This window comes from Pseudomonas sp. W4I3, assembly GCF_030816195.1.
GTDB lineage: Bacteria > Pseudomonadota > Gammaproteobacteria > Pseudomonadales > Pseudomonadaceae > Aquipseudomonas.
In genome coordinates, this window is the sequence record NZ_JAUSXS010000001.1 from 4,445,054 (window position 1) to 4,466,385 (window position 21,332).

The 21,332-nt window shown below is 56.7% G+C and carries 21 protein-coding genes; 14 read left to right on the forward strand and 7 right to left on the reverse strand.

What is annotated here, in order from left to right:
- Position 1 precedes the first annotated feature (1 nt).
- From QF045_RS20115 to QF045_RS20140, 6 genes are read left to right on the forward strand one after another with little or no spacing between them, the layout of a single operon-like run.
- Positions 2 to 415 (forward strand): TIGR03750 family conjugal transfer protein, encoded by a 414-nt coding sequence (locus QF045_RS20115; RefSeq protein ID WP_306493700.1) that lies wholly within the window; start codon positions 2 to 4, stop codon positions 413 to 415.
- Positions 412 to 1,056: a PFL_4703 family integrating conjugative element protein gene (locus QF045_RS20120; RefSeq protein WP_306493701.1), complete on the forward strand. Its 645-nt coding sequence runs from the start codon at positions 412 to 414 to the stop codon at positions 1,054 to 1,056. Before QF045_RS20115 ends, QF045_RS20120 begins: the two co-directional genes overlap by 4 nt.
- Positions 1,053 to 1,865 (forward strand): TIGR03749 family integrating conjugative element protein, encoded by an 813-nt coding sequence (locus QF045_RS20125; RefSeq protein WP_306493702.1) that lies wholly within the window; start codon positions 1,053 to 1,055, stop codon positions 1,863 to 1,865. Before QF045_RS20120 ends, QF045_RS20125 begins: the two co-directional genes overlap by 4 nt.
- Positions 1,855 to 3,372: a TIGR03752 family integrating conjugative element protein gene (locus QF045_RS20130; RefSeq protein WP_306493703.1), complete on the forward strand. Its 1,518-nt coding sequence runs from the start codon at positions 1,855 to 1,857 to the stop codon at positions 3,370 to 3,372. The genes QF045_RS20125 and QF045_RS20130 overlap by 11 nt, the downstream gene beginning before the upstream one ends.
- Positions 3,335 to 3,751 carry a TIGR03751 family conjugal transfer lipoprotein gene (locus QF045_RS20135; RefSeq protein ID WP_306493704.1) on the forward strand — a complete coding sequence of 139 codons (417 nt, stop codon included), beginning with the start codon at positions 3,335 to 3,337 and terminating at the stop codon, positions 3,749 to 3,751. The genes QF045_RS20130 and QF045_RS20135 overlap by 38 nt, the downstream gene beginning before the upstream one ends.
- Entirely contained in the window at positions 3,751 to 6,498 is a 2,748-nt protein-coding gene (locus QF045_RS20140) for a conjugative transfer ATPase (RefSeq protein ID WP_306493705.1), read from the forward strand. The genes QF045_RS20135 and QF045_RS20140 overlap by 1 nt, the downstream gene beginning before the upstream one ends.
- A gap of 24 nt (positions 6,499 to 6,522) precedes the next feature.
- Here QF045_RS20140 and QF045_RS20145 read toward each other — a convergent pair whose 3' ends face one another.
- From QF045_RS20145 to QF045_RS20155, 3 genes are all read right to left on the reverse strand, one after another.
- On the reverse strand, positions 6,523 to 7,269 hold the full coding sequence (locus QF045_RS20145) for a zeta toxin family protein (RefSeq protein ID WP_306493706.1): 747 nt from the start codon (positions 7,267 to 7,269) through the stop codon (positions 6,523 to 6,525).
- Complete coding sequence (locus QF045_RS20150) at positions 7,266 to 7,514, reverse strand: hypothetical protein (RefSeq protein ID WP_306493707.1); 249 nt, start codon at positions 7,512 to 7,514, stop codon at positions 7,266 to 7,268. Before QF045_RS20150 ends, QF045_RS20145 begins: the two co-directional genes overlap by 4 nt.
- 180 nt (positions 7,515 to 7,694) lie before the next feature.
- Positions 7,695 to 7,952, reverse strand: coding sequence for a LasR-specific antiactivator QslA (locus QF045_RS20155; RefSeq protein ID WP_306493708.1), 258 nt, complete (start codon positions 7,950 to 7,952; stop codon positions 7,695 to 7,697).
- A gap of 158 nt (positions 7,953 to 8,110) precedes the next feature.
- On the opposite strand from QF045_RS20155, the gene QF045_RS20160 reads away from it, so the two are divergent.
- The 5 genes from QF045_RS20160 to QF045_RS20180 all read left to right on the forward strand — a co-directional run bounded on the left by QF045_RS20160 (position 8,111) and on the right by QF045_RS20180 (position 12,663).
- The gene (locus tag QF045_RS20160; protein WP_306493709.1) at positions 8,111 to 8,365 is read left to right on the forward strand and encodes a helix-turn-helix domain-containing protein; all 255 of its coding nucleotides are present in this window, start codon (positions 8,111 to 8,113) and stop codon (positions 8,363 to 8,365) included.
- Between the two features lie 105 nt (positions 8,366 to 8,470).
- A complete protein-coding gene (locus tag QF045_RS20165; RefSeq protein WP_306493710.1) occupies positions 8,471 to 9,430 on the forward strand; it encodes a TIGR03756 family integrating conjugative element protein in 960 nt (319 codons plus the stop codon).
- Positions 9,427 to 10,806: an integrating conjugative element protein gene (locus QF045_RS20170; protein ID WP_306493711.1), complete on the forward strand. Its 1,380-nt coding sequence runs from the start codon at positions 9,427 to 9,429 to the stop codon at positions 10,804 to 10,806. The genes QF045_RS20165 and QF045_RS20170 overlap by 4 nt, the downstream gene beginning before the upstream one ends.
- Positions 10,803 to 11,111, forward strand: a complete 309-nt coding sequence (locus QF045_RS20175; RefSeq protein ID WP_306493712.1) for a hypothetical protein — start codon at positions 10,803 to 10,805, stop codon at positions 11,109 to 11,111. The genes QF045_RS20170 and QF045_RS20175 overlap by 4 nt, the downstream gene beginning before the upstream one ends.
- A 10-nt stretch (positions 11,112 to 11,121) precedes the next feature.
- Positions 11,122 to 12,663 (forward strand): conjugal transfer protein TraG N-terminal domain-containing protein, encoded by a 1,542-nt coding sequence (locus tag QF045_RS20180; RefSeq protein ID WP_306493713.1) that lies wholly within the window; start codon positions 11,122 to 11,124, stop codon positions 12,661 to 12,663.
- Here the strand turns inward: QF045_RS20180 and QF045_RS20185 are convergent.
- Positions 12,652 to 13,050, reverse strand: coding sequence for a DUF3742 family protein (locus tag QF045_RS20185; protein WP_306493714.1), 399 nt, complete (start codon positions 13,048 to 13,050; stop codon positions 12,652 to 12,654). The two genes, QF045_RS20180 and QF045_RS20185, sit on opposite strands and share 12 nt — an antisense overlap.
- A gap of 456 nt (positions 13,051 to 13,506) precedes the next feature.
- On the opposite strand from QF045_RS20185, the gene QF045_RS20190 reads away from it, so the two are divergent.
- Positions 13,507 to 13,836 (forward strand): hypothetical protein, encoded by a 330-nt coding sequence (locus tag QF045_RS20190; protein WP_306493716.1) that lies wholly within the window; start codon positions 13,507 to 13,509, stop codon positions 13,834 to 13,836.
- Between the two features lie 131 nt (positions 13,837 to 13,967).
- Positions 13,968 to 14,927 carry an ArdC family protein gene (locus QF045_RS20195; RefSeq protein ID WP_306493718.1) on the forward strand — a complete coding sequence of 320 codons (960 nt, stop codon included), beginning with the start codon at positions 13,968 to 13,970 and terminating at the stop codon, positions 14,925 to 14,927.
- Positions 14,928 to 15,056: 129 nt separating this feature from the next.
- Here QF045_RS20195 and QF045_RS20200 read toward each other — a convergent pair whose 3' ends face one another.
- A complete protein-coding gene (locus tag QF045_RS20200; RefSeq protein WP_007901093.1) occupies positions 15,057 to 15,254 on the reverse strand; it encodes a hypothetical protein in 198 nt (65 codons plus the stop codon).
- 223 nt (positions 15,255 to 15,477) lie between these two features.
- Between QF045_RS20200 and mobH the strand changes: the two genes are divergently transcribed.
- Entirely contained in the window at positions 15,478 to 17,208 is a 1,731-nt protein-coding gene (gene mobH / locus QF045_RS20205; RefSeq protein ID WP_306493719.1) for a MobH family relaxase, read from the forward strand.
- Positions 17,209 to 17,376: 168 nt separating this feature from the next.
- Here mobH and QF045_RS20210 read toward each other — a convergent pair whose 3' ends face one another.
- Positions 17,377 to 19,521 carry a DEAD/DEAH box helicase gene (locus QF045_RS20210; RefSeq protein WP_306493720.1) on the reverse strand — a complete coding sequence of 715 codons (2,145 nt, stop codon included), beginning with the start codon at positions 19,519 to 19,521 and terminating at the stop codon, positions 17,377 to 17,379.
- Positions 19,522 to 19,527: 6 nt separating this feature from the next.
- Positions 19,528 to 21,141: a dsDNA nuclease domain-containing protein gene (locus QF045_RS20215; RefSeq protein ID WP_306493721.1), complete on the reverse strand. Its 1,614-nt coding sequence runs from the start codon at positions 21,139 to 21,141 to the stop codon at positions 19,528 to 19,530.
- Positions 21,142 to 21,332 lie beyond the last annotated feature (191 nt).

The following is a 21,332-nucleotide window of genomic DNA, read 5'->3' on the forward strand; positions in this document are numbered from 1 at the left end:
CATGAACGACACTATCGAACGCCTTGCCGACGGCACCTTGGTCTTTCTGCCCGAGCGACTCAATCGTGATCCCGCCGTATTGCGCGGTTTAACCAATGATGAGATGTGGGTAGCGCTCGGCACCGGCGCCGTCATTGGCCTGCTGCTGGGCGTTCCTCTGGCGATCGCCACCGCCTCCATTGCAATGGCGCCGACCAGCATGATCGCAAGCATGGCGTTGGTGTTGTTCGCCGGTGGCACATTACTGCGCCGAGCCAAACGGGCCCGGCCCGAGACCTGGTTGTACCGCAAACTCGAATGGATACTCGTCAGCCGCTGGCGCCTGGGGCGCGGAATTCTGATCCTGCGCTCCGGCGCCTGGACGGTTCGCCGTTCGCGTCGACTGCGCCCTGCCCTACCCCGGTGGCAGCCATGAGCCGATTTCGGAACAAGGTAGATGCCCAACAGGCCCATATCTTCAGCCTGCGTATGGCAGTAATGATCCTCGCCCTGGTCTGCGTCGGACTCTGGTATGGCTGGCGCTCGGCACCGACCGATCTGACCGTGCACGTCCCCCCGGATCTGCGCTCAGGCAGCACACGCAAGTGGTGGGATATTCCCTCGGAGAATGTCTATGCCTTCGCCCTGTACATCTTCGGTCAGCTCAACCGCTGGCCTTCGGATGGCGAGCAGGATTACCGCCGCGCCATCTACAGTTTGCAGTCCTACCTGACACCCGCCTGTAAGGCCTTTCTCGATGGCGACTATGAGTACCGCAAGGCCGCCGGCGAGCTGCGCCAGCGGGTGCGTGGCGTCTACGAAATTCTGGGCCGAGGCTACAGCGAAGATCCGGAAATGCGGGTCAAGCAACTCGATCGCGACAGCTGGCTGGTCGCCCTCGACCTAAACGCCGATGAGTATTACGCCGCCGAACCGGTGATGAAACGGGTAGTGGTGCGTTATCCGTTACGCGTGGTGCGTTTCGATCTGGACCCCGAACGCAATAAGTGGGGGCTGGCACTGGATTGTTATCAGGGCACGCCGCAAAAAATCTCACTGCCTGGAGGTGAGCCATGAAGCGGATGTCTACCCTGGGACTCACCGTCGCACTGACGCTGTGGGGAGTCGCGGCACAGGCCGTCGAGCTGATGCACTGGGAACGCCTCCCCCTCGCGGTCCCACTGGTGATCAATCAGGAGCGGGTGGTCTTTGTCGATGAGGATGTTCGAGTCGGCGTGCCCTCAACGCTGACGGGCAAGCTGCGCGTGCAATCCACCGGTGGCACACTGTACCTGCGCGCGTCGGTAGCCATTGCCCCGACCCGCCTGCAACTGCAATCGGTCGCGACGGGCGAGATCATCCTCTTGGACATTGCAGCCACGCCTGGCGATCAACCGCTGGAGCCCGTGCGTATTCTCAAGAATGCCCAGGCGCAGGCTACCGAGGTTGAATCGAGCGCCGCCCCTGTTGCACAACGTACACCGATCCCGATCGCTTTGACGCGCTACGCCGCGCAAAGTCTGTACGCGCCTCTGCGCACCGTGGAGTCCCTGCCCGGTGTACGCCGCGTCCCGCTCAAGCTGCGCACCGAGTCGCCGACCCTGCTGCCGACCGAAAACGTGTCCAGCACACCCATCGCCGCCTGGCGACTCGGTGATTACTGGGTGACGGCGGTGAAGTTACGCAATCGTGGTTCGGAGACTCTGCAGCTCGACCCACGTCAGCTTCAGGCCACGCTGTTCGCCGCGGCCTTCCAGCATGTGTTCCTCGGGCCTGTCGGCAGCGCTGAAGACACCACGATTGCTTACCTCGTCACCCACGGTGCTGGCCTCGAACACGCCGTGCTGCTCCCGCCCGTAGCGCGAGGTGCTGACGATGAAGGCTAACGCCTTGCTCAAATGGCTGGTACCGGCTGCGCTGCTGGCCGTGGTGCTGATCATCCTGAAAACCTGGGTCGCGGGTGGCAGCAGCTCATCTCCAGAGAAACCGTTTGATCAGAGCAATCTTCAGTTATCCGCCGAGCAAGCCAAGTCGCTCGGCATTGCTGGCGACACCCCACGCGATACGGTCGCCACTCTTGTCGGCCAGGTGAAGGCCATGCGCAGCGACATGCTCGGTTTGAAGAAACACAACGATTCGCTGCAGACGGAGAACAACCGCCTGCGCGAGCGGGAAAACAGTGTCGATTCGCGTATCCAGACAGCGCTTGGCAGTGTAACGCAGCAGGTCGACGAAGGTCGCCGCCAGGCCAACGAGGCCCGACTCAAAGCAGAACAAGACAGTCGTCAGGCTCGTGGTCTGTTGACGCAATTGCAGGAACAGTTGTCGGGGCTGTCTGGCAAAGGCAAGGATATTCCGATCGGATTGGGGCTTGAGTCGGGCGACGGGGCGCAGTTTGGAGGGCAGCATTCTGCCAATGATACGCTGCAGTGGATTGAACCCTCGGATGCTCCGTCCACCGACGCCCGAAGCAACACCAAGACCTCCTCTGCACTGAGTCTGCCTACCGCCTTCAACTCACTGGAAGGCTTGAAAGATAATGCCATTGATCGTAGCCAGAAACAGCTACGCGCAGTCACCAAGGGGGAGCGTGACCTGACGCGATCCGTTGACCGTACTGAAGGCGCGAAGCCGGTCTACACCATTCCTGAAAACGCCACGCTGATGGGCTCGGTCGCCATGACCGCGCTGATCGGCCGAGTCCCGGTGGACGGCACAGTGAATGATCCCTACCCCTTCAAGGTGTTGGTCGGCCCCGAGAACCTGACCGCCAACGGCATCGACCTGCCGGACGTCGCGGGCGCCGTAATGAGCGGCACGGCGTCCGGCGACTGGACCCTGTCTTGTGTCCGCGGACAAGTCGAGTCGATCACCTTTGTGTTTACCGACGGCACAATCCGCACGGTGCCTCAGCCGAAGTCGGTAGCCAGCCGCAATGCCTCCACCACCCAGAGCTCAAACACCGACAAAATACGCGGTGGACTCGGTTACCTGTCCGATCCATATGGCATTCCTTGCATTGCCGGCGAGCGCCGCTCGAACGCCCAGCAGTATCTCGGTAGCCAGAGCTTGATCACTGCGGCGGGCGCGGGCGTCGCTGCCTTGCTCGGGAATGAGCAAAATAACAGCAGCGTGATCAGTTCGGGCGGCACTGCCTTCGGAGTCTCCAGCAGCAGTGGCAATAGCGCACTGAATTCAATTCTCAGTGGCGGGGTCAGCGACATCCGTGAGTGGATCAACAAACTCTATGGCGAAGCCTTTGCTGCCGTATACGTGCCACCGGCCGCCCAAGTCGCGTTGCACCTCGACCATGAAATCACCATCGACTACGAGCCCAAGGGCCGGAGTGTTCGCCATGAAAAAGATCATGCCTCCCTACCTAATCTGGATTAGCGTGTTCTGCTGGGGCATGGCAGGGTGTTCCACCGACAAAGAAACGCTTCTGCCCCATGGCGAGCAAACCATGCTGGACATCTGGAACGGCGCCGGTTCGCAAGGCACTCAGCAGCAACTGTTAGATGCTCGGCAGCAGCTACGCCGCCCGCTCGCTCAGGCGGATTTCTCCGTGTCTCTCCAGAAACCGTATACGCGCACCGCAGCGAACGAGATCCACAATTTGTTCCCTCGCCTGCCCAATCCCGATCTGGTGCTGTACGTGTATCCGCATCTGAGTGGTACCGAGCAGGCACCGGTCCCGGGTTACTCGACCGTCTTTCCGTTCTACCAACGTGTGCAGTACGCATTGCCGGGTGAACGTCAGGAAGACTTGTAATGCGTAGCGGCGATTCGGGTAACCGCACTGGCGCGTGGAAAGCCTGGCGCAACCCATTACGTCCTCGCGCCACGTTGGCCGATGACGCCGCACTCTATGCACACAACCCCAGCTTCACCGATCACCTGCCGTGGGTCGAGTACCTCGACACCGAGCAGTGTTTCCTTCTCGATGACAATCGCTCGGTGGGTGCGGTGTTCGAGTTGCTGCCCATCGGCACTGAAGGGCGCGAACCGGATTGGTTGATGGCGGCCCGAGATGCTCTTGAGGATGCCCTGCAGGATAGCTTTGACGAGCTGGATCAAGCGCCTTGGGTGGCGCAGTTTTTCTGCCAGGATGACAACGACTTCACCCCCTACCTGACCCAGCTCAACGATTATATTCAGGACAGCGCGCGAGGCACGGTCTTCACCGAGGCGTATTTAGAGCTCAGCCGTCGTCATCTGAAAGCCATCGCCAAGCCCGGGGGGCTGTTCGAGGATAAGGTGGTGACGCGCCTTCCCTGGCGTGGCAATAACCGACGGGTGCGCCTGGTGGTCTATCGCTGGCTTGAGTCTGACTCTGGAGAGACGGGGCTCACCCCGGTGCAATGCCTGCAACAGGCTTGCGAACGTATCGCGGCTTCGCTGCAGGCGTGCGGGGTGCAATCAACGCGAGTCGATGGCCGCGGTTTGTATGCCTGGTTGTTGCCCTGGTTCAATCCGGCGCCCAGGCTGACTGATGAAGCACCCGAGGAGTTCTACCGCCGCGTAGCCTATCCGGAGTCGGGTGACGATGGGTCGCTGGATCTGCCCTTCGATCATGACTTCGCCGAGCGGCTGTTCTTCAATGAGCCGCGTTCGGATGTGCAGCACGGACTGTGGCTTTTTGACGATCAACCTCACCGGGTCATGGTGGTAGACAAGCTGCGCCGAGCGCCCTTGATTGGTCAACTCACCGGAGAAACCCGCAAAGGTGACGCGCTGAATGCACTGCTCGACCAGTTACCCGAAGGTACAGTGATGAGTCTAACGTTGGTGGTCAAACCGCAGGATGTACTTGAGGATCAATTGAATCGACTGGCGCGCAAAGCCATCGGAGAAAACCTGGCCTCCACCCAGACTCGTCAGGATGTCGAAGAGGCTCGCGCGATCATAGGCCGCCAGCACAAGCTTTACCGAGGAACATTGGCGTTCTACATACGCGGTCACGATGAACAGCAATTGCACCAGCGCTCGGTCAGCCTGGCCAACGCGCTGCTGGGGGCGGGGCTGCAACCCGTACGCGAGGGCGATGAAGTCGCCGCCTGCAACAGCTACCTGCGTTGGTTGCCGATGGTTTACAACCCGGCTCGCGACACGCGCAATTGGTACACCCGCCTGATGTTCGCCCAGCACTTAGCGAACCTGGTTCCGGTCTGGGGCCGCAGCACGGGCACCGGCCACCCGGGCATCACCCTGTTCAATCGTGGCGGCTCGCCGTTGAGTTTTGATCCGTTGTCACGCCTGGACCGGGCCATGAATGGTCATCTGCTGTTGTTTGGCCCCACCGGTGCCGGCAAGTCGGCGACCCTCGTCACCCTGCTGATGCAGGTCATGGCGGTGTACCGCCCTCGCCTGTTTATCGTCGAGGCCGGTAACTCATTCGGCTTGCAGGGCGACTACTTCGCAACACAGGGCCTGTCGGTCAACAAGGTCCAATTAAAGCCTGGCGCCTCGGTCAGTCTCGCCCCGTTCGCCGATGCTTGGCGCCTGGTGGAGCAACCGGATCAGGTGGCGAGTCTGTCGATCGATGAGTGGGACGATGAGCTGATAACCAGTCGCGAAGACCAGCGCGATGTTCTCGGAGAACTGGAAATCACCGCCCGGCTGATGATCACCGGCGGCGAAACCAAGGAAGAGGCGCGCCTGAGTCGAGCCGATCGCAGTCTAATCCGCGAGAGCATTCTCGATGCGGCACAGACCTGCGTCACCGCGGGGTGTCAGGTGCTGACCCGCGACGTGCGCGACGCCTTGCTGCGCGTCGCCGCCGACCCGCACTTGCCAGAAAAGCGTCGTGAGCGAGCCCAGGAAATGGGCGAGTCCATCGACCTGTTTTGCCAGGGGTTCGAGGGGGAACTGTTCGACCGCGAGGGTACGCCTTGGCCCGAGAGTGATGTGACCATCGTCGACCTGGCCACTTACGCTCGCGAAGGCTACGAGGCACAGATGTCCATCAGCTACATCACCCTGATGAACACCGTGAACAACCTCGCCGAGCGCGACCAGTACTTGGGCCGACCGATTATCATGGTCACCGATGAGGGCCATATCATCACCAAGAACCCATTGCTGGCGCCCTTCGTGGTCAAGGGGACGAAGATGTGGCGCAAGCTCGGCGCTTGGTTCTGGCTGGCGACACAAAACCTTGCCGACTTTCCCACCGCGGCGCAGACCATGCTCAACATGATCGAGTGGTGGATTTGTTTGAACATGCCGCCCGCGGAAATCGAAGAGATCGCACGGTTCAAGAAACTCACGCCGGCACAGAAAGCCTTGCTGCTGTCCGCCAGTAAGGAACCAGGCAAATACACGGAAGGAGTGGTGTTGTCGAAGAAACTTGAAACATTGTTTCGAGCCGTGCCGCCCAGTCTTTACTTAGCCCTCGCCATGACGGAGCCAGAGGAAAAAGCCGAACGTTGGACATTGATGCAGGAGAACGGTTGGTCAGAGTTGGAAGCAGCGTATCGGGTAGCTGAACGGATCGATAGGATGCGAGGAATTAAGTGAAACGGAGCTTATTCTAGGTTTCGATCAATCCGGTAGCAGATCCGTGAACACCTTTTCCACATAGGCCTGCATAAACCAGTCAGGGACCTCACCAGCTCTGAACTCAAGGTCAGTTCCGTCCGTCACCTCAGCGAGCAGCACCAGATCAGCACCCGAGTTATCAAAGATATAAGCCCGGTTCGAGGCCGCGATGGCCGCAGGCAATAGGTTCAGACAGCGACCGTAGCGCTGGATAATTTTTTCCGTGGGAACTGGATGTCCGCCGGATGCAACACGGTTCTTGACCCGGTTGATATTGATATCAGGGTCTTCAGTGGCCACAAAATAGAGGTAGGTGCGATACCCCAACGCTCTTGCCTTGAGCATAAAAGCGATTTTGTCCTCGCTGGACATCACCGTTTCGAAGGTGAAAGACAGCTGGGCCTCGAGGAGCTTGTGCCGGATAAAATCAGAGAGCACGGAAGCAAAATAGGAGTTCATCGCTACGGACTGGAAATTCAGGCCGTTATTGCTGAAGCCTATTTTGGTTGCCTCTTCACCGAGCTGGGCCGATCGAATCAGTCGGTGCGCCTTGATAAAACCGAGAACCTCGTCGCCTTCGACTTCCAGTTGAAAATCGCTGAACTCCAGGCGTCCGCCTTCTTTGGCAGCCTTTTCGATTTCATCCGGATTGATATAGATACCAATCAGATGGGAGGGAACGGCACTTTTCATCGTGCTTTTGCCGGAACCGTTAGGACCGGCAAACACCCTCAACCGAGGAACGGTCATGAGCAGCGGTGAACCTTGATAACCCCGCCCAAGGTCACTTTATGCTTTGGCTTGGCCACTCGAATAACCTTGTGCTTACCATCGGCAGTCGTCTCAACGAGCATGCCGTCTATGACTTCCATCACGCTGCGTCCGGCCGCCAGCGCGTTGATATAGGCCGTATTGATCGCGCCTTCAGCCATGGCTGGAATTTTACCCTCCAGCCGGCTCACCAGATCATCACTCAACACTTGGTCGGCTTTCATATCGCGCTCCACGTTCTCAGAGCGTGCAGAATCTGCACTTATCAGAATCCTAGCTAATCTGTTTGTCGCAGACAACGCTACGTCTGTCAGGTATCCATTCTAGAGGAATGGAGGCTGAAACCATACCTTCCAACATATTTTTGTGCCGCAAGCCATGTCATCAGGACTGGAGCCGCACGGTTACGCTGACGCGCCCCGAAGCCGCTGTTGAATTCTCAGCAAAAAACCGGCTTCGAACGCATCTTGGCAGTCTCCTGCAGGGCAGGTTTTACGTGCCTGCGCCAGCTCCCACCACAGCGGTATCTCACTAGGTGTATCGAGCCATGTCTGGGCGCATTGCACGCCATGTTCGATTAGGGAAGCAAACTCGCTACCCCACGGTGTTACAAGGCTTGGGCAACCATCCGCCGCTGGAATTGAAACGTAGTTTTCGTCCATACACACCTTAGATTTCTGTTTATTTTTGATGTTGCGTCTGGTCTGAGCATCATAGAAACGGAGCTGTTACTGGCACCTGAGCTCTAAAAGACCCAAATCAGAGCCAATGTAGACTATATCCCGTGGATTGAGAGTCCCTCAAGGCGCAGTTTGCGCGCATGACTCAAGACTACGAACAGCTTCGTCTGCAACTGTCGGAAAATATCCGCTCGATGCGACGCCTGAAGAACCTTACCCAAGAGCAATTGGCGCTCATGGCCGAGGTGGATCGTACCTACGTCAGTCAAATCGAACGATGCACGGGCAATCCGTCGCTACTGGTCCTGTGCAAACTCGCCAACATTTTCGAAATTACCGCAGATCAGTTACTTGTGGAGCCCGATAGCTTGCGTAGCTCCCTTCCCGTCAAATAATAGTCTCACTTCTCACAATCCCGATAGATTCGCCTTCATAATTTCCGCTGACAGTCTTCAGACCCTAACCGAACCTGCCCAGGCCATACACAGAGAGCCTGGATCATGCCTGTTGCCCGCTCGCCAATCTCCTCACCTACGAAGCTACGGCCGTTAGCGCTGAGCGCCCTGCTGGCATGCGGCCCAAGCGTGGCACTGGATACCGCCAGCATTACCGCCTCCGTGCTTTCTCCAGACTGCCTCGAATACAGGGTCATCGGCATTTGTTTCTGGCTGCTCTGCACGCCCTTCGGCTGCACGGTTAAAACCTCCACCAAGGTTCGACATTTCATTCCTGAACTGGTGGTCTCGAGCTACGCCACCACCGGCAATAACCCCTGGACCGAGATGGCTCCCCTCTCCTCTCCCATTAGCGGTGCGGAAGGTGGTGGTAACCTGATCACGCCGAACACACAGCGCGATAACCTGCCTCGTTTCAAAAACGTTGATGGCATCGGTCACCCGGGTGGATGGGCCGCCACGCAACTAGCCTCGCAATCTGGTTACGCCTGCGCCAGCGGCGCCGCGGCGTTCATGCCCTACTACCTGAGTACTCTGGACTCACTGGCCTGGCGCCATGGCATCCCGGAAAGTCTTTACCCCGAGTCGCTCATGCCGGGGATCCGTGAAATTGGTCGTCAGGCTTTGGGAAATATGTGGGGCAACGTCTATCCCCGGCAGGGCTTTCTAGTACAGCCCGACGACTTCAAGGCAGCCGCGGTCATGGCGCAACGGGCCGGTGATGTGATTACCCACAACTGGCAGCCGCATGTGTACTTACCACTCACGCCCGCCAAACGCGACGGCTACTGGCCGCCTGGCCCGATCGTTGAAAACGACGCTTCGACCCACAAATGGCAATTGCTCTACCCCCAGGTGCAGCCAACGTGCGCCATCTTCCCCAGCGATCCGGTACAGAGCGCGGATGGCGGCTACGCCTGGTCGCTGTGGCGTCCCTATAGCTGCTGCAAACGTGAGGGACAGACCTTCCTGTTCAGCATCGACTTCGAAGGAGGTGCTTCATGAGTCGGCTCGCGCGGCACTGGTTGGGCACGATGAGTCTGTTGCTCTGTGGACTGCTCGCCATTGCCACACATGCCTACGCCGCCGAGGGTGGTTACCGTCTGGGTACTCAAGGTGAAGTACTCGACGACCGAGTGATGTACACCATTGGTGGCGGCTCGGCAGTCGGCTCACCGAGTTCGCTCTACCGACCCAGTGGTCTCGGTGTCGGCGGGTCATGGCGAGCGAACATGATGTGCGGAAACATGAGTCTTACCAACACCCTGCAAAACCAACTGAACGGCGTCACCGAAGGTTTCCAGCAAATCATGGGCAGCATCGTGCAGAACGCGACCCAAGCTGTGATGTCGCTGCCGGCGTTGATCATTCAGCGCGCCAACCCAGGCCTCTATGAGTTGCTCAGTAATGGGGTGATGCAGGGGCGCATCGACTTCGACCGCTCCAAGCTGACCTGCCAGGCCATGGCAGAAAAGATGGCGGACAAGGTCGGTCAAGCCGGCTGGGGCGCGCTGGCCAAGAACCAAGAAATGCAAGGCAACCTGGAGCAAACCGGCGGTGATGCGGTGGCCGCGGTGAAAAACACCGAGGCCCATAACGGCAACAATGGAGTGTCCTGGGTCGGTGGCTCAAAAGCCGGAGGTGACGGGCAAACACCCATTCGTGTGACTTCCGACGCGGTGCGCGCGGGCTATAACCTGCTGCATAATCGGTCAGTAGATGACAGCACCTCAATCAATAGCAGCGACTGCTTAGGTGGGACAATTTGTCAGACCTGGGCTTCGCCCCAAGAGGAAGCCGCATGGGCCGTCCGCGTACTGGGCGAGAGCGAAGTCGCGACCTGTGACAGCTGCGAAACCCTGCGCGTGACCGCGGGTAGCGGATTGACGCCGTTGATCCAGGAGGCCTACAGCGAGCGACTGAAAGCCCTGCAAGGGTTGCTGTCGGGCTCTCTGCCGCCTACCCCTGACAACCTGGCAAAAGCCTCAAGCCCAATGCTGCCGGTGACCCGTGGCGTGGTTGAAGCCCTGCGCGACGATCCCGACCAGGATTTGCTGGCACGACGCCTGGCCAGCGAGACAGCCTTGTCCAGCGTACTCGACAAGGCGCTCCTGCTACTGCGCACTATGCTGGCGGGAAGTCACGAACCGAACATCGCCTCCGCCGAGCCGGCCCAAATCGCCTTGACGAAAAACATCGACGCCCTGGAGCGCGAAATACGTCTGCTGCAGACCGAACTGCAGGTTCGGCAGATACTGGCTACCAACACCGCCAGCCTGGTGCTTGATCGACATGCGGGCGGTGCCGATGCTTCGCGCACCGTGGAGCAAGGCGACCCTGAGCCGGGCCGACTCAATGATGCTGACGCCAGGCAGCCATGAAACGCTCACCGCTATTCACTTTGCTTTCAGGTCTGGGGATTGCCGCGCTGATGATCCTGACCGCCGCACTGGTCGCCTGGGTCAGCCGTACTGCACTGGGTAGTTTCGAGGCTTGGCAGCAGGCATTCGAATCCGTACGGCCTTATCTGCGATGGTGGCGTGCCCTGCTCTACGGCGCTCTCTTTGCACTCTGGTGTGATCTGCTTCGGCGTTATCGACATCGACCACGGGATCGACTGCGCGTGAAACGCATCGGGGCAATAGGATTCGTGCTCTTTACCGTCGTCGAACTCACCCGGCTGTGAGGTCACCACCATGCTCATGAGCACCAACAGCTACCTGGAGTTTTACCTCTCTCTCCTGGCCTGGATCATCAACAACGGCCTCTGGAGCGTCCTGTCCGACACCGGGCTGTTCGCCGCGCCCTTCGGCGCGATCATCCTCCAAGAATGGCTATCGGCCCGTCAACAAGGCGCAGATGAAGGCAACAAGGGACTATTGTCGGTACCGCGAATCGAGAACCGATTGTGGCTGGCCTACATCGTCGTATTGTTCGGCTGCGCACCGGTCTTTCCGTTGAGTCTCACGTCAATGGCGTTCGATGATGCGGCGAGTCAGCGCTGCGGCGTGAGTGTGGCCAAGCCGGCGGAAACCGCTTGGGGGACGACTTTCAATACTATTGGCGAACGCTCCGCCAACGTGCCGATCTGGTGGTTTCTGGTGCATGCCTTGAGCAAAGGGGTAACCGCCGCGGCCACCGCCTCCATTCCCTGCGCACCGGATATCCGGCAGATGCGCATGGAGATCGACAGTTCGCGTATCGACAGCCAGGTCCTGCTGCAGGAAGTCGCCGACTTCACCCGCGACTGCTATGGCTATTCCCGTTCTCGGCTATTCACCAACCGTCCGCAGTTGGACAAGGCACAAAGTCATGACGCTTCCTGGATCGGTTCAAGCTATTTTCTAGACTCCCCCGGCTACTACGACACCGATCGCTCACGCGCACCGCGAGCCAGCTGGCCGTATGACGAAAACCGCGATGTCTCCTTGCCTCGGTTAGAGAATGGCGCAGGCTATCCCACCTGCAAGCAGTGGTGGAGTGATAGCGGTGTTGGGTTGCGCGAGCGCTTGATCCAGCAGGTCGATCCCTCGCTGCTGACTCAGCTGAAAGGTTGGTTGACTGGTCGTTCCAGCAACGATATCGAGGATGCCACCTTGCGTGAGCTGGTCAGCCCGCGCCAGCAATCGATGTCCATGTCGCCCGGACAGGTGTACCAGGACTATGGCTCCAGTGCCCGCGGCGGCTCGATCAATCAGGGTCTCAATAACCTAGCCACCAATACCGGATTGGCACTGGGTTCCTTCAGTAATTTTCCCGCAATGAATGCGCTACGCGCCGCCCTACCGATGGTGCAGGCCTTCCTGATCATGGGCGTCATCATCAGCTTGCCGCTGATTCTATTGGTCAGTAACTACCAGTTGAAGACCGTCATGACGGTGACGTTCGCACTGTTCACACTGCATATGCTGAGCTTCTGGTGGGAACTGGCCCGCTGGGTCGACTCCAGCATGCTCGATACCCTGTACAACCAGGTTTCGGCTTCCAATCAGGTGCTGTTGTCGCTGCCCACATCTGGGTTTATGGATGGGACGGTCACGGCACAGGTAATTGAGTATGTGATGGGGGCGATGTTTATCGTGCTGCCGATGCTGTTTCTAGGGGCCATGAGCTGGGCAGGATATTCAGTCGGCACCGGGATTCAAGGCATGTTGGCGAACGGTAGCAAAGCCGCAAGTGATTCAGCGAGCAAAGGTACGGATCAAATATTGGGTGCTGCTAAGCGCTCAATTAGATGACTTGCTGTCGCCTATATAATGCCCATTGTCGTCGAAGTCACCAATGTAGAGGTCCGCACCTAGGTAGTCTGGCCCTGGATTTTTCTCTTGTTGATCGGCACAAATAAAACCCCTGAGCCATAGCAAAGTAGTGACAGCCAGCATCATCACAATGAAAGTAACCATCCAAACACTAACAAAGAGCAATCCTCCGATCAATGCCAGTTTGGAAATCAAAAAGCTCCCGCGAACAAGAAATTTACCTGCGGGCATACCTACCGTCTCCGCACGCTCAACCACACGGGATTCAAACGTTTTCAACCTACGGTAACCACGCTTCACCGACATACCACAGACGTACGCCCAGCGGTGGGCACGTGAACTCTGAACAGGTTGCTGAATCGGCATGGTCTCGCCCTCTTCTGAGCGTTTTCATGGTTGAGACAAGAGCAATAGCGTACTACTGAAATCGGCCCGTGCCTGACCGTTTATCAGTTTGCCCCAGCCGAAAAATCTTCACTGGAAGACAGAAGACAATCCCCGTGAAACAGCGTCTCTACAGTGATTGACCCAGATAAATCGTCCGGCTAAATACAAGGTGCGGATAGCTGTTATCAACAGCACTTTCCCAGGTAGCCAGAACCTTCAAGGCTACGTCACTTCGATGATGGTTCCTCCCAAGTGCGATTAGCGTTCGGTGGCTCGCACAGTGACCGTTTCTACGGTGATGAACGCCTACTGCTCTTATGAGCGCCTTTTGAGCTCTGCTCGCGAGGTAAGCCCTCTTAATTTTCTTCAACCCATTGCGGGGAAATCTTTCTCCGCACGGGACAGGTTTCTTCGCGTTTTCGACGGAGACATGCCATGCCCGATTCACTTACACCGGAAACACTGAACACTCTTCGGTTACCCATTGTGTTCACCCCTGGCGCGTGGCAACGCGCAGTACTGCTCGAGCAATCCGATCACGCTGAGAAGCTGCAGGTCGATCGGTTGAGCCACGTATTGCGCGCAGCCTTCGAAGCTCACCTCGCCTCTCCACACGAGCCCTATGTGATGTTCGAGGTTGTCCGGGTTGAACCAACAGATCACTTAGACCACGACCCGTTGCTGCAATTGAGTCTGAGCCTACTCCAAGAACCGGGTCAGCCTGGCGCCTTGCTGATAGCGCTTGCAGGAGAACACCAGCGCTAAGCGCAATTGGCGGCGCCCACCTCCACATTCGGACGGCATGCAAGACCTGCATCAATCCAGCCCATCACCCAACCGGGGAACCCTCCCCGACGGGCACGGCGTTCCTCCGTTTTTCTCTCGAGGAAATTGCCATGCGCGATATCTACCAAGACGTGACTGACAAGATCGTTACCGCGTTAGACCAAGGCGTTGCTCCCTGGATCAAGCCATGGTCCTCAAGTGGCTCCGCTTACATCGGCCATCAACCCTACCCCATCAACGCCATCACGCGACGTCCGTATTCGGGCATCAATTTACCGCTGCTCTGGGCCGAGGCCCGATTGCAGGGGTTCACTCAAGATCGTTGGCTGACCTTCAACCAAGCCAAAAAGACCGGTGGGCACATTCGTAAGGGTGAGCACAGCACTCTGGCGGTGCTCTACAAGCCGATGGAGCGCGAGGAACAGACCGAGTCAGGCCAGCCCGTACTCGATGAAAACGGTCAACACAAGGTCGCTCACTTCGGCATTCTCAGGACACATTTTTTGTTCAACATCGAGCAAACGGAGGGGCTCGAAATGCTCAATGACACCCAGCTCGAGACGGAACAGAGTGATCCCTTCCAGCCCAACAGCGCTGCGGAAAATCTGCTGTTACGTTCGGGGGCACACATCGTTCATCGATCTGCCAACGAAGCCTTTTACCACCCGATCAGGGATCTCATCCAGCTGCCGACAAAAGCGCAGTTTCAAGACGAAGGTGGATACTACGCCACTGCACTTCACGAGCTGACGCACTGGACTGGGCATCACTCTCGGTTGCAACGCGAGGGTGTGACGTCATCCTGTCCTTTCGGCTCGCCAGGCTACGCGTTTGAGGAGTTGATCGCCGAGATGGGCGCTGCTTTTTTATGTGCCTACGCCGGTATACAGGGGGAGCTGCGGCACGAGGGCTACATCGACTCCTGGCTCGGCCTGCTCAAGGCTGACAAACGCGCGATCTTTCGCGCCAGTGGTCAGGCCCGAAGCGCCTCGGAGTATGTACTCAACCTGGAGCAGCAACTGAAGCAGATGGTAATGGATGACTCACGATGCATGAACGATGGAGTTTGATCGTTACCTCACCGCTGCAATCGCATCACAGGGCCCAACGCGAGTTGGGCCCTTTTTTCTGCGCCCAGAAAACCCATTCCGCGGGGCTCTGATGCAAAAAGTCAGGGATGGGAACACACCCGCAGCCTGTCATTCCGCATCCAGGTTCTGCGCTAGAAAATCCACCAGCTCAAGCGGACTTCGGCTGTCGATTACCTTGTAGATCAGATCACGCTTACTGCGCGGCAACTTCTTGACCACGCTCTTCGCCGAGGCCCGGACGGCTTCGTCGGTCCCATGGATACGTGCCGCGAGCAGCAGCACGAGCGTGGCGTCAGTGAGGTTCATGGCAAGACCCAAAAAATATGCACCGCAGTGTACCGACTCTTGTCTTTTCCGTACTAGCCCCCCAACAAAACGATGTTCAGCAGTATCCATATTTCGATTGCCGCACAAAGGGACACGCGCCAAAAGGACGGGTAAGGGTTGGAAGGGAATGGGGACTCAAGGGTAAGAGCGCTATCCGAAAAGGCTAAAAGGCCACTGACCCAACCACCGCCCGGAGGTCAAGATGCTCAGTCTATTTCGCCACAAAAGGCAGAAGCCCCCTCCACCACCGACCGTGAGCGTCGCCGAAGGTTACCTGCCCATCGAATCGGCCCACAGCTTGTTAGCCGCCGAGCACCGCCGCCAATTGCTCGATCGCATCTGGCAGTACACCGCCCTCTCCCACGCGCAGTTCATCCAACTCTATTTAAATCCGATCCATCGCTACACCGAACAGGTCCAGCAACTCCCGGCCAGCGAGACGCACCACCATGCGTATCTCGGCGGCATGCTCGACCATGGACTGGAACTGGTCGCGTGCAGTTTGAAACTGCGTCAGTCTTATCTGCTGCCCACCGGCGCCGCGCCCGAAGACCAGGCCGCCCAGACCGATGCCTGGTCGGCGGGTATTGCTTATGGCGCCCTGCTGCATGACATCGGCAAGATCGCCGTGGACTTGCAGGTCGAACGCCAGGATGGCGGTCTTTGGCATCCTTGGCAGGGTCCCCTGGATCAGCCCTACCGTTTTCGCTACCTCAAGGGTCGTGATTACCACCTGCACGGCGCCGCCGCAGGCTTGCTCTACACCCAGATTCTCGACCGCCCGATCCTCGATTGGCTGAGTGGATTTCCGTCACTGTGGGCCAGCCTGCTGTATGTCCTGGCCGGCCAGTACGAACGTGCCGGTGTGCTCGGTGAGTTGGTGATGCAGGCCGACCGCGTTTCCACCGCACAGAACATCGGTGGTAACCCGAGCAAGGCGCTGCAAGCACCGATTCATTCGCTGCAACATCACTTGATCAACGGATTGCGCCATCTGGTTCAGCACGAACTGAAACTCAACCAGCCAGGTGCCGCGGGATGGCTGACCCACGACGCACTCTGGCTAGTCAGCAAGACGGTCACGGACAAGCTGCGAGCCTATCTGCTGTCCCAATCGATTGAAGGCATTCCCTCATCCAACATCGCGGTGTTCGACGAGCTGCAGTCACATGGATTGGTTGAGTCCACGCCGGAAGGCAAAGCCATCTGGACCGCGCTTGTCGCGCAAGGCAACTGGCAGCAGAGTTTCACCTTTCTGCGCCTTCAACCGGCACTGATTTGGGGGAACGAAGACCGGCCCGAGGCTTTTAGCGGAACGGTGAGCATTGCGGCCCATGACCACTCAACTGATACCCCGGTACCAGTACCAGCGCCCGAGACAGGCAGTGCAGGATCAGGTCAAAGCCAACCGCAGCCGGATCCCTTGGCACTAGATGATGCCGATTACCTCGGCACGCTGCTGGACATGTTCGAATTGAAAGAGCCTGAGGCCAGTGACGCACTGTCAGAAAGTGCTGTCGAAACTTCAATGCTTCAATCGGATAACCCAGGCCAGGCATTCCTGAATTGGGTTAAGGAAGGCATTCTCAGCCACAAACTGATCATCAACGACAGCAGGGCTAAAATCCACACGGTGGATGGGAGCGTATTTTTGGTCACGCCTGGTCTCTTTCAACGCTATACGCAGGAATTCCCCGGTATCTCTCAGGGCGCCTGCCAAGAGATCGAAGAGTGGCGTTGGGTGCAAAAGCAGTTCGAGAAGCTGAATGTCCACAGGAAGCGCGACAATGGTTTAAATATTTGGGTCTGTCAGGTGGAAGGTCCTCGGAAGAAAGGAAAACTCCAGGGCTATTTGCTAGAAAAACCAAAACTATTATTCGAAGCTACGCCGGTGCCTTCGGACAATATTTTTTTAAAAATTGAAAAATCTTAAATGTCCGTAACATCCCAGACTCGACTCAGGCAACCAGGCGAAGGATTGCGCACTGCGCGTCAGTCCCTGTTGCCAGCTCAACGATTTAAATACATCTCACGGGGCACAAGTCGAAGCCGAACGCACCACGCTTTGCCCCTGCAGATGCTCTCTGCCAGCGCCTTAGAGCTACATCTCGGCAATCGCCCATTTCATAATATTTCGCTCAAACGGGGACAGCTGCATCCCATCCAGGCGGATCGCCAAGTGCCGTAACTTGTTCAGCAGGTCATTCAGGTTGTCAGATGGAAGAATTGAACTCTTAATACGCGTCGAGACCTGCGTGGGAATCCCATATTCGTCCAGCGCCGTCAGTAAGGGATCGTGAAAAAGGTTCTCCATCTGCTCAGAGAAGAAGCTGAAGTCTCCTGGCTCAATATTGCGCTGGGTGAAGACATCCGCCTGGATCTTGCTTATGGCCATAAAATCACGAGGAAGGCGATAGCACAGGACGTTACGGATAAACTTGAGACGAAGGTTGATCGCTTCGCTCGCAGTGGTGCCCGCTCGGTTAGTGTCGATTGCGTTCTGCAGATACGCCGAGAAGTCTTTCTCCATTCGGACAGAGTTGATATGAAAGGCGAGCTGAGGGCCTGAAATGATTCCATAATCCATCAGTTTGGTCTGAAGGTGATCACAGACTAAGGTGCACACGTATTCGAGCTGGTTTTGTTCAGGGTTTCCTTTCCAAGTGAGCATTCGGCGACTCACTGCAAGATTCCTGATAATTGATTCGGCGATCTCTATCTGCCGGTCAACCGGGATATGCCGATTTTCGACGAGGGTCGCAGTAGACAGCAACGGTGTCGCATACGCCCGATCCAGCCGCTGACGGGAGATATCCGTGAGGTACTCCGGCTCTAGCTTCATCAAAAGCCCCATCGGAGAATCTTCGTTCTGCAGTCCAATCGGGTAATCAACAGTGAGATCTTTTTCTTCCGGCGGAGCCTCCAGCATGTAAACCTTGCCGATGAAGTAGCGGTTCATGCGACCCGCGCGGCCAGAAATGTTCTTGAACGTGAAGAAATCGAACGGCGTGTTACTAACCCGGCGGTCATAAATGATGACGTTTTCTGCTGAAGTATTGACCCCCTCAATCATCGTTGACGTACAGATGATGTACTTGATTGTCCCCTCGTTGAAGAGCTTCACAAAATACTGTTGCAGCGCTCTAGGGACGCCACCATGGTGAATGGCGATACCAAGCGATATGGCCTTCGCGACGTTCCACTGGGGGTGGTATTCCTTCGCGATCCATTGAGCAATGTCTTGGGTCTGCGCGAGCGGCGAAAACCCACCCTTTTCGATAAGGAGCTGTGCAACCTTGTTAGCGCTTGCTGGCGACTGAGAGTAGATGAGCGTGGGGGTGGCAATTTTGCGGCAGAGTTCTAGGAGCTTGTCCTTGCGTGCATCTCCGTTGGTCGGCAAATTGAAATACTCAACATCGACGGCCACTGTGGAAAAGTTGGAGGGGATGAAATTGTACTCATAAGCGTCGAGACCGTGGATATTTTGGATATGCGGGCCGAGTAGATAGAACTGTGCCCCCTGTCTTGCCAGCTTGTGGAAAGCCAAGCTCAAATCAATTGCACGGCTGCCAGTTTCCGAGTCACTGCACAGGTCAAGTTTATAGAATTCATCTACGACGAAAAAGCCGACGTCCTGTAGATCGTCACGCTGGAGGACTCTCTCCTGGGTCAGCAGGTAAACGTTTACTCGGGCGTCGTCGGCTTCCTGAGTCGGATGCGTAATGACATTGCACCTCTGTTTGAAGCGCTTGACCAGACGTCGGCGCGTTTCGTCGATGAGGGCGATGGTTGGGACGATGACCACGATCTTGCGAAATTTTTCCTGGGCCAGAACGGCGTCTATCACCAAGCTTTTACCGACGCTTGTTGAGGCACTCAGCACGACGTTACGTCCTTGCATCAGCAAGCTGAACACATGAGCCTGCAGCCGATGAAAAACCATGCCCGCTTCAACTCCGTCCACCCGATGCACCTCATAGGCCAGACGGTCTGAAATCGATATTCCATCGAGGTACGGAGTGATGTAAGGGAATAGGCCCACCGCGCGGATCATACTCAGCAAAAGGGATTGCTCAACTTCACCAAACAAGGCGAATTTATCCAGCGCACGGATGACGAGGTCCCGTCCTTCCCACTCTGGGTTCCCCCGGTTCACGGCAACACTGATAGCTTGGAGAAGCTCGATCCTGGAGCTTGAATCTTCACCGAGCCGTTCGAGTCGTTCCTTAACTACTTCATATCTCATGTCAGCCTAAACCCTACAACGTGAGTTAAACTCTTTGATCAAGTTCTGGATGCTTTCGATAGGAACAAGGAACACAGCAATTCGGATTTGATCCATTTTCTTCGGCAGATGGACTTTCAATGAACTGTAGTGATCGTTGATCTCGTGCTTCAGCCGATCAATATAGTCGGAGAGGTACCCGGAGGATAAGGCATCACTGTCATAAGCCAATAACACAGGAAAGCACAGCACCTTCAGCATTTCTTCAGCAGGCGCGTTTCGTTCTAATGCTTTGTTCAACTCCTCCGAATTGGAGCGAAGGTGATTCGGTTCGCGCAGCGAGATAATGATCTCGCGCTCGTTGGTCAGTGCGGCTTTGTTAATTGTCGAATCCAGAGTGCTGCAAACCTGCGCCACAGTCTGGGCCATGGTTCCCACAGTAATCATCCTCGCCAACCCCAACCAGAGTTGATCAACCTCGCCTGAGCGCTGAACAATATGGGCGTTCCCGAACTCGGATAGGCCTGTCTTTGAGGCAAAAAATACTTTGCACGCTATAGGCTCGCTATTTTCCTTATTTCTCAAAATCACATGCAGGATTAGTTCTGCAATTAACTTATCGCGCTCCATACCATTCTGAGTGAACGTAGCAATCGCCTTCGACAGAATCGTCTGAGCATGGTGAACCTGAAAATTCACAATCTCGCTGGCTTGTAAACAGAACTCAGGAAGCCACTGAACCAGGTGCTCAGCAAGTTCCTTATGCCTCCACTCGCCAAAGTCATACTGAACGTCGTACCCAGTCAGGCTTCGTAGCAATCCCTCGTCGGTTGCAGCATGGAATTCGACCAGAAACGGCGGAGGCTTGGATTTATAGGGCTTCGAGTAAGTGATGTTTTTGCTATCAGCCGCCGCCAAGAGTGCATCAAGGCGATCCATGGCATCCGCGCGCGTAATGACCTTTTGGATAGGTTCTGAGATGACGTTTGCGGTTGCCGCATCATCTGCCCAGCTAAGAAATTCCGCGTAAATTGCCTGCTGTTGTTTGTGCGTAGGCCACGAGCCTTGCATGTCGATTATTTCTGCAAGCTTACGCAGATTCACTGACTCCAGCGCGTCCACATCGCCACAGATCTGCCACACAAAATTATCCGCCCAATAGCAAAAGTCACGCCCCATGGGTGATCGTGTTTTCTTAAACTTCTTAGCAAGGGCTGTCCCACGACTGGTCGCAAGATCAGGCTGAGTTCGCTTTTCAAGCTCTAACTTGAAGCAACTCAAAGCTTTGGCGGTATCGCGCTTGGTGACCATTCGAAACAGAGCTTTTCCAGGGCGGCAGTCACATAGCAGTGACTTCTGCAGTAGAGAAGTGTCAGCCCGACCGCTGTCCAGAGCTGTTGCTTCACTCTGGTTCCACTTGCTGTCACCTTCGGTGGTTTTGACCTGAATATATTCGTTAACCGTCTCACCAGACTGGCGAGAGACCAGCACGATGTCGTCAGCAGTCTCACACTCGACGTGCTGGTAACTGCTATCGCGAAGCATCTTCAGTATGAAGGAAACGGCAACGTGATCCTGGTACTTGAAACCTTGCCTTGCCGCAGGCCCACCTTTGTTCGATGGGATATTGATAAGCACCATGACGTCCCTGTATCGCTTGAATCGAGCCGGTCACGTCGGCATCCTGAGTCACTTAGGGATAGCAGACGCGCGTGTTAGTACGGAAGCTACCACTAATGGCAATTGGCCGATATCCCTATTCCTCAACCGCCTACCCTCGCAACGTAAGAGCCGCGGCACAGGAGCATTATGGAGAAAGCATGAGGACCACA

What these genes read in the sequence shown, in the direction of transcription:
- QF045_RS20115 (WP_306493700.1), top strand. Translation starts at nt 2, where the DNA reads ATGAACGACACTATCGAACGCCTTGCCGACGGCACCTTGGTCTTTCTG.
- QF045_RS20120 (WP_306493701.1), top strand. Translation starts at nt 412, where the DNA reads ATGAGCCGATTTCGGAACAAGGTAGATGCCCAACAGGCCCATATCTTC.
- QF045_RS20125 (WP_306493702.1), top strand. Translation starts at nt 1,053, where the DNA reads ATGAAGCGGATGTCTACCCTGGGACTCACCGTCGCACTGACGCTGTGG.
- QF045_RS20130 (WP_306493703.1), top strand. Translation starts at nt 1,855, where the DNA reads ATGAAGGCTAACGCCTTGCTCAAATGGCTGGTACCGGCTGCGCTGCTG.
- QF045_RS20135 (WP_306493704.1), top strand. Translation starts at nt 3,335, where the DNA reads ATGAAAAAGATCATGCCTCCCTACCTAATCTGGATTAGCGTGTTCTGC.
- QF045_RS20140 (WP_306493705.1), top strand. Translation starts at nt 3,751, where the DNA reads ATGCGTAGCGGCGATTCGGGTAACCGCACTGGCGCGTGGAAAGCCTGG.
- QF045_RS20145 (WP_306493706.1), bottom strand. Translation starts at nt 7,269, where the DNA reads ATGACCGTTCCTCGGTTGAGGGTGTTTGCCGGTCCTAACGGTTCCGGC.
- QF045_RS20150 (WP_306493707.1), bottom strand. Translation starts at nt 7,514, where the DNA reads ATGAAAGCCGACCAAGTGTTGAGTGATGATCTGGTGAGCCGGCTGGAG.
- QF045_RS20155 (WP_306493708.1), bottom strand. Translation starts at nt 7,952, where the DNA reads ATGGACGAAAACTACGTTTCAATTCCAGCGGCGGATGGTTGCCCAAGC.
- QF045_RS20160 (WP_306493709.1), top strand. Translation starts at nt 8,111, where the DNA reads ATGACTCAAGACTACGAACAGCTTCGTCTGCAACTGTCGGAAAATATC.
- QF045_RS20165 (WP_306493710.1), top strand. Translation starts at nt 8,471, where the DNA reads ATGCCTGTTGCCCGCTCGCCAATCTCCTCACCTACGAAGCTACGGCCG.
- QF045_RS20170 (WP_306493711.1), top strand. Translation starts at nt 9,427, where the DNA reads ATGAGTCGGCTCGCGCGGCACTGGTTGGGCACGATGAGTCTGTTGCTC.
- QF045_RS20175 (WP_306493712.1), top strand. Translation starts at nt 10,803, where the DNA reads ATGAAACGCTCACCGCTATTCACTTTGCTTTCAGGTCTGGGGATTGCC.
- QF045_RS20180 (WP_306493713.1), top strand. Translation starts at nt 11,122, where the DNA reads ATGCTCATGAGCACCAACAGCTACCTGGAGTTTTACCTCTCTCTCCTG.
- QF045_RS20185 (WP_306493714.1), bottom strand. Translation starts at nt 13,050, where the DNA reads ATGCCGATTCAGCAACCTGTTCAGAGTTCACGTGCCCACCGCTGGGCG.
- QF045_RS20190 (WP_306493716.1), top strand. Translation starts at nt 13,507, where the DNA reads ATGCCCGATTCACTTACACCGGAAACACTGAACACTCTTCGGTTACCC.
- QF045_RS20195 (WP_306493718.1), top strand. Translation starts at nt 13,968, where the DNA reads ATGCGCGATATCTACCAAGACGTGACTGACAAGATCGTTACCGCGTTA.
- QF045_RS20200 (WP_007901093.1), bottom strand. Translation starts at nt 15,254, where the DNA reads ATGAACCTCACTGACGCCACGCTCGTGCTGCTGCTCGCGGCACGTATC.
- mobH (WP_306493719.1), top strand. Translation starts at nt 15,478, where the DNA reads ATGCTCAGTCTATTTCGCCACAAAAGGCAGAAGCCCCCTCCACCACCG.
- QF045_RS20210 (WP_306493720.1), bottom strand. Translation starts at nt 19,521, where the DNA reads ATGAGATATGAAGTAGTTAAGGAACGACTCGAACGGCTCGGTGAAGAT.
- QF045_RS20215 (WP_306493721.1), bottom strand. Translation starts at nt 21,141, where the DNA reads ATGGTGCTTATCAATATCCCATCGAACAAAGGTGGGCCTGCGGCAAGG.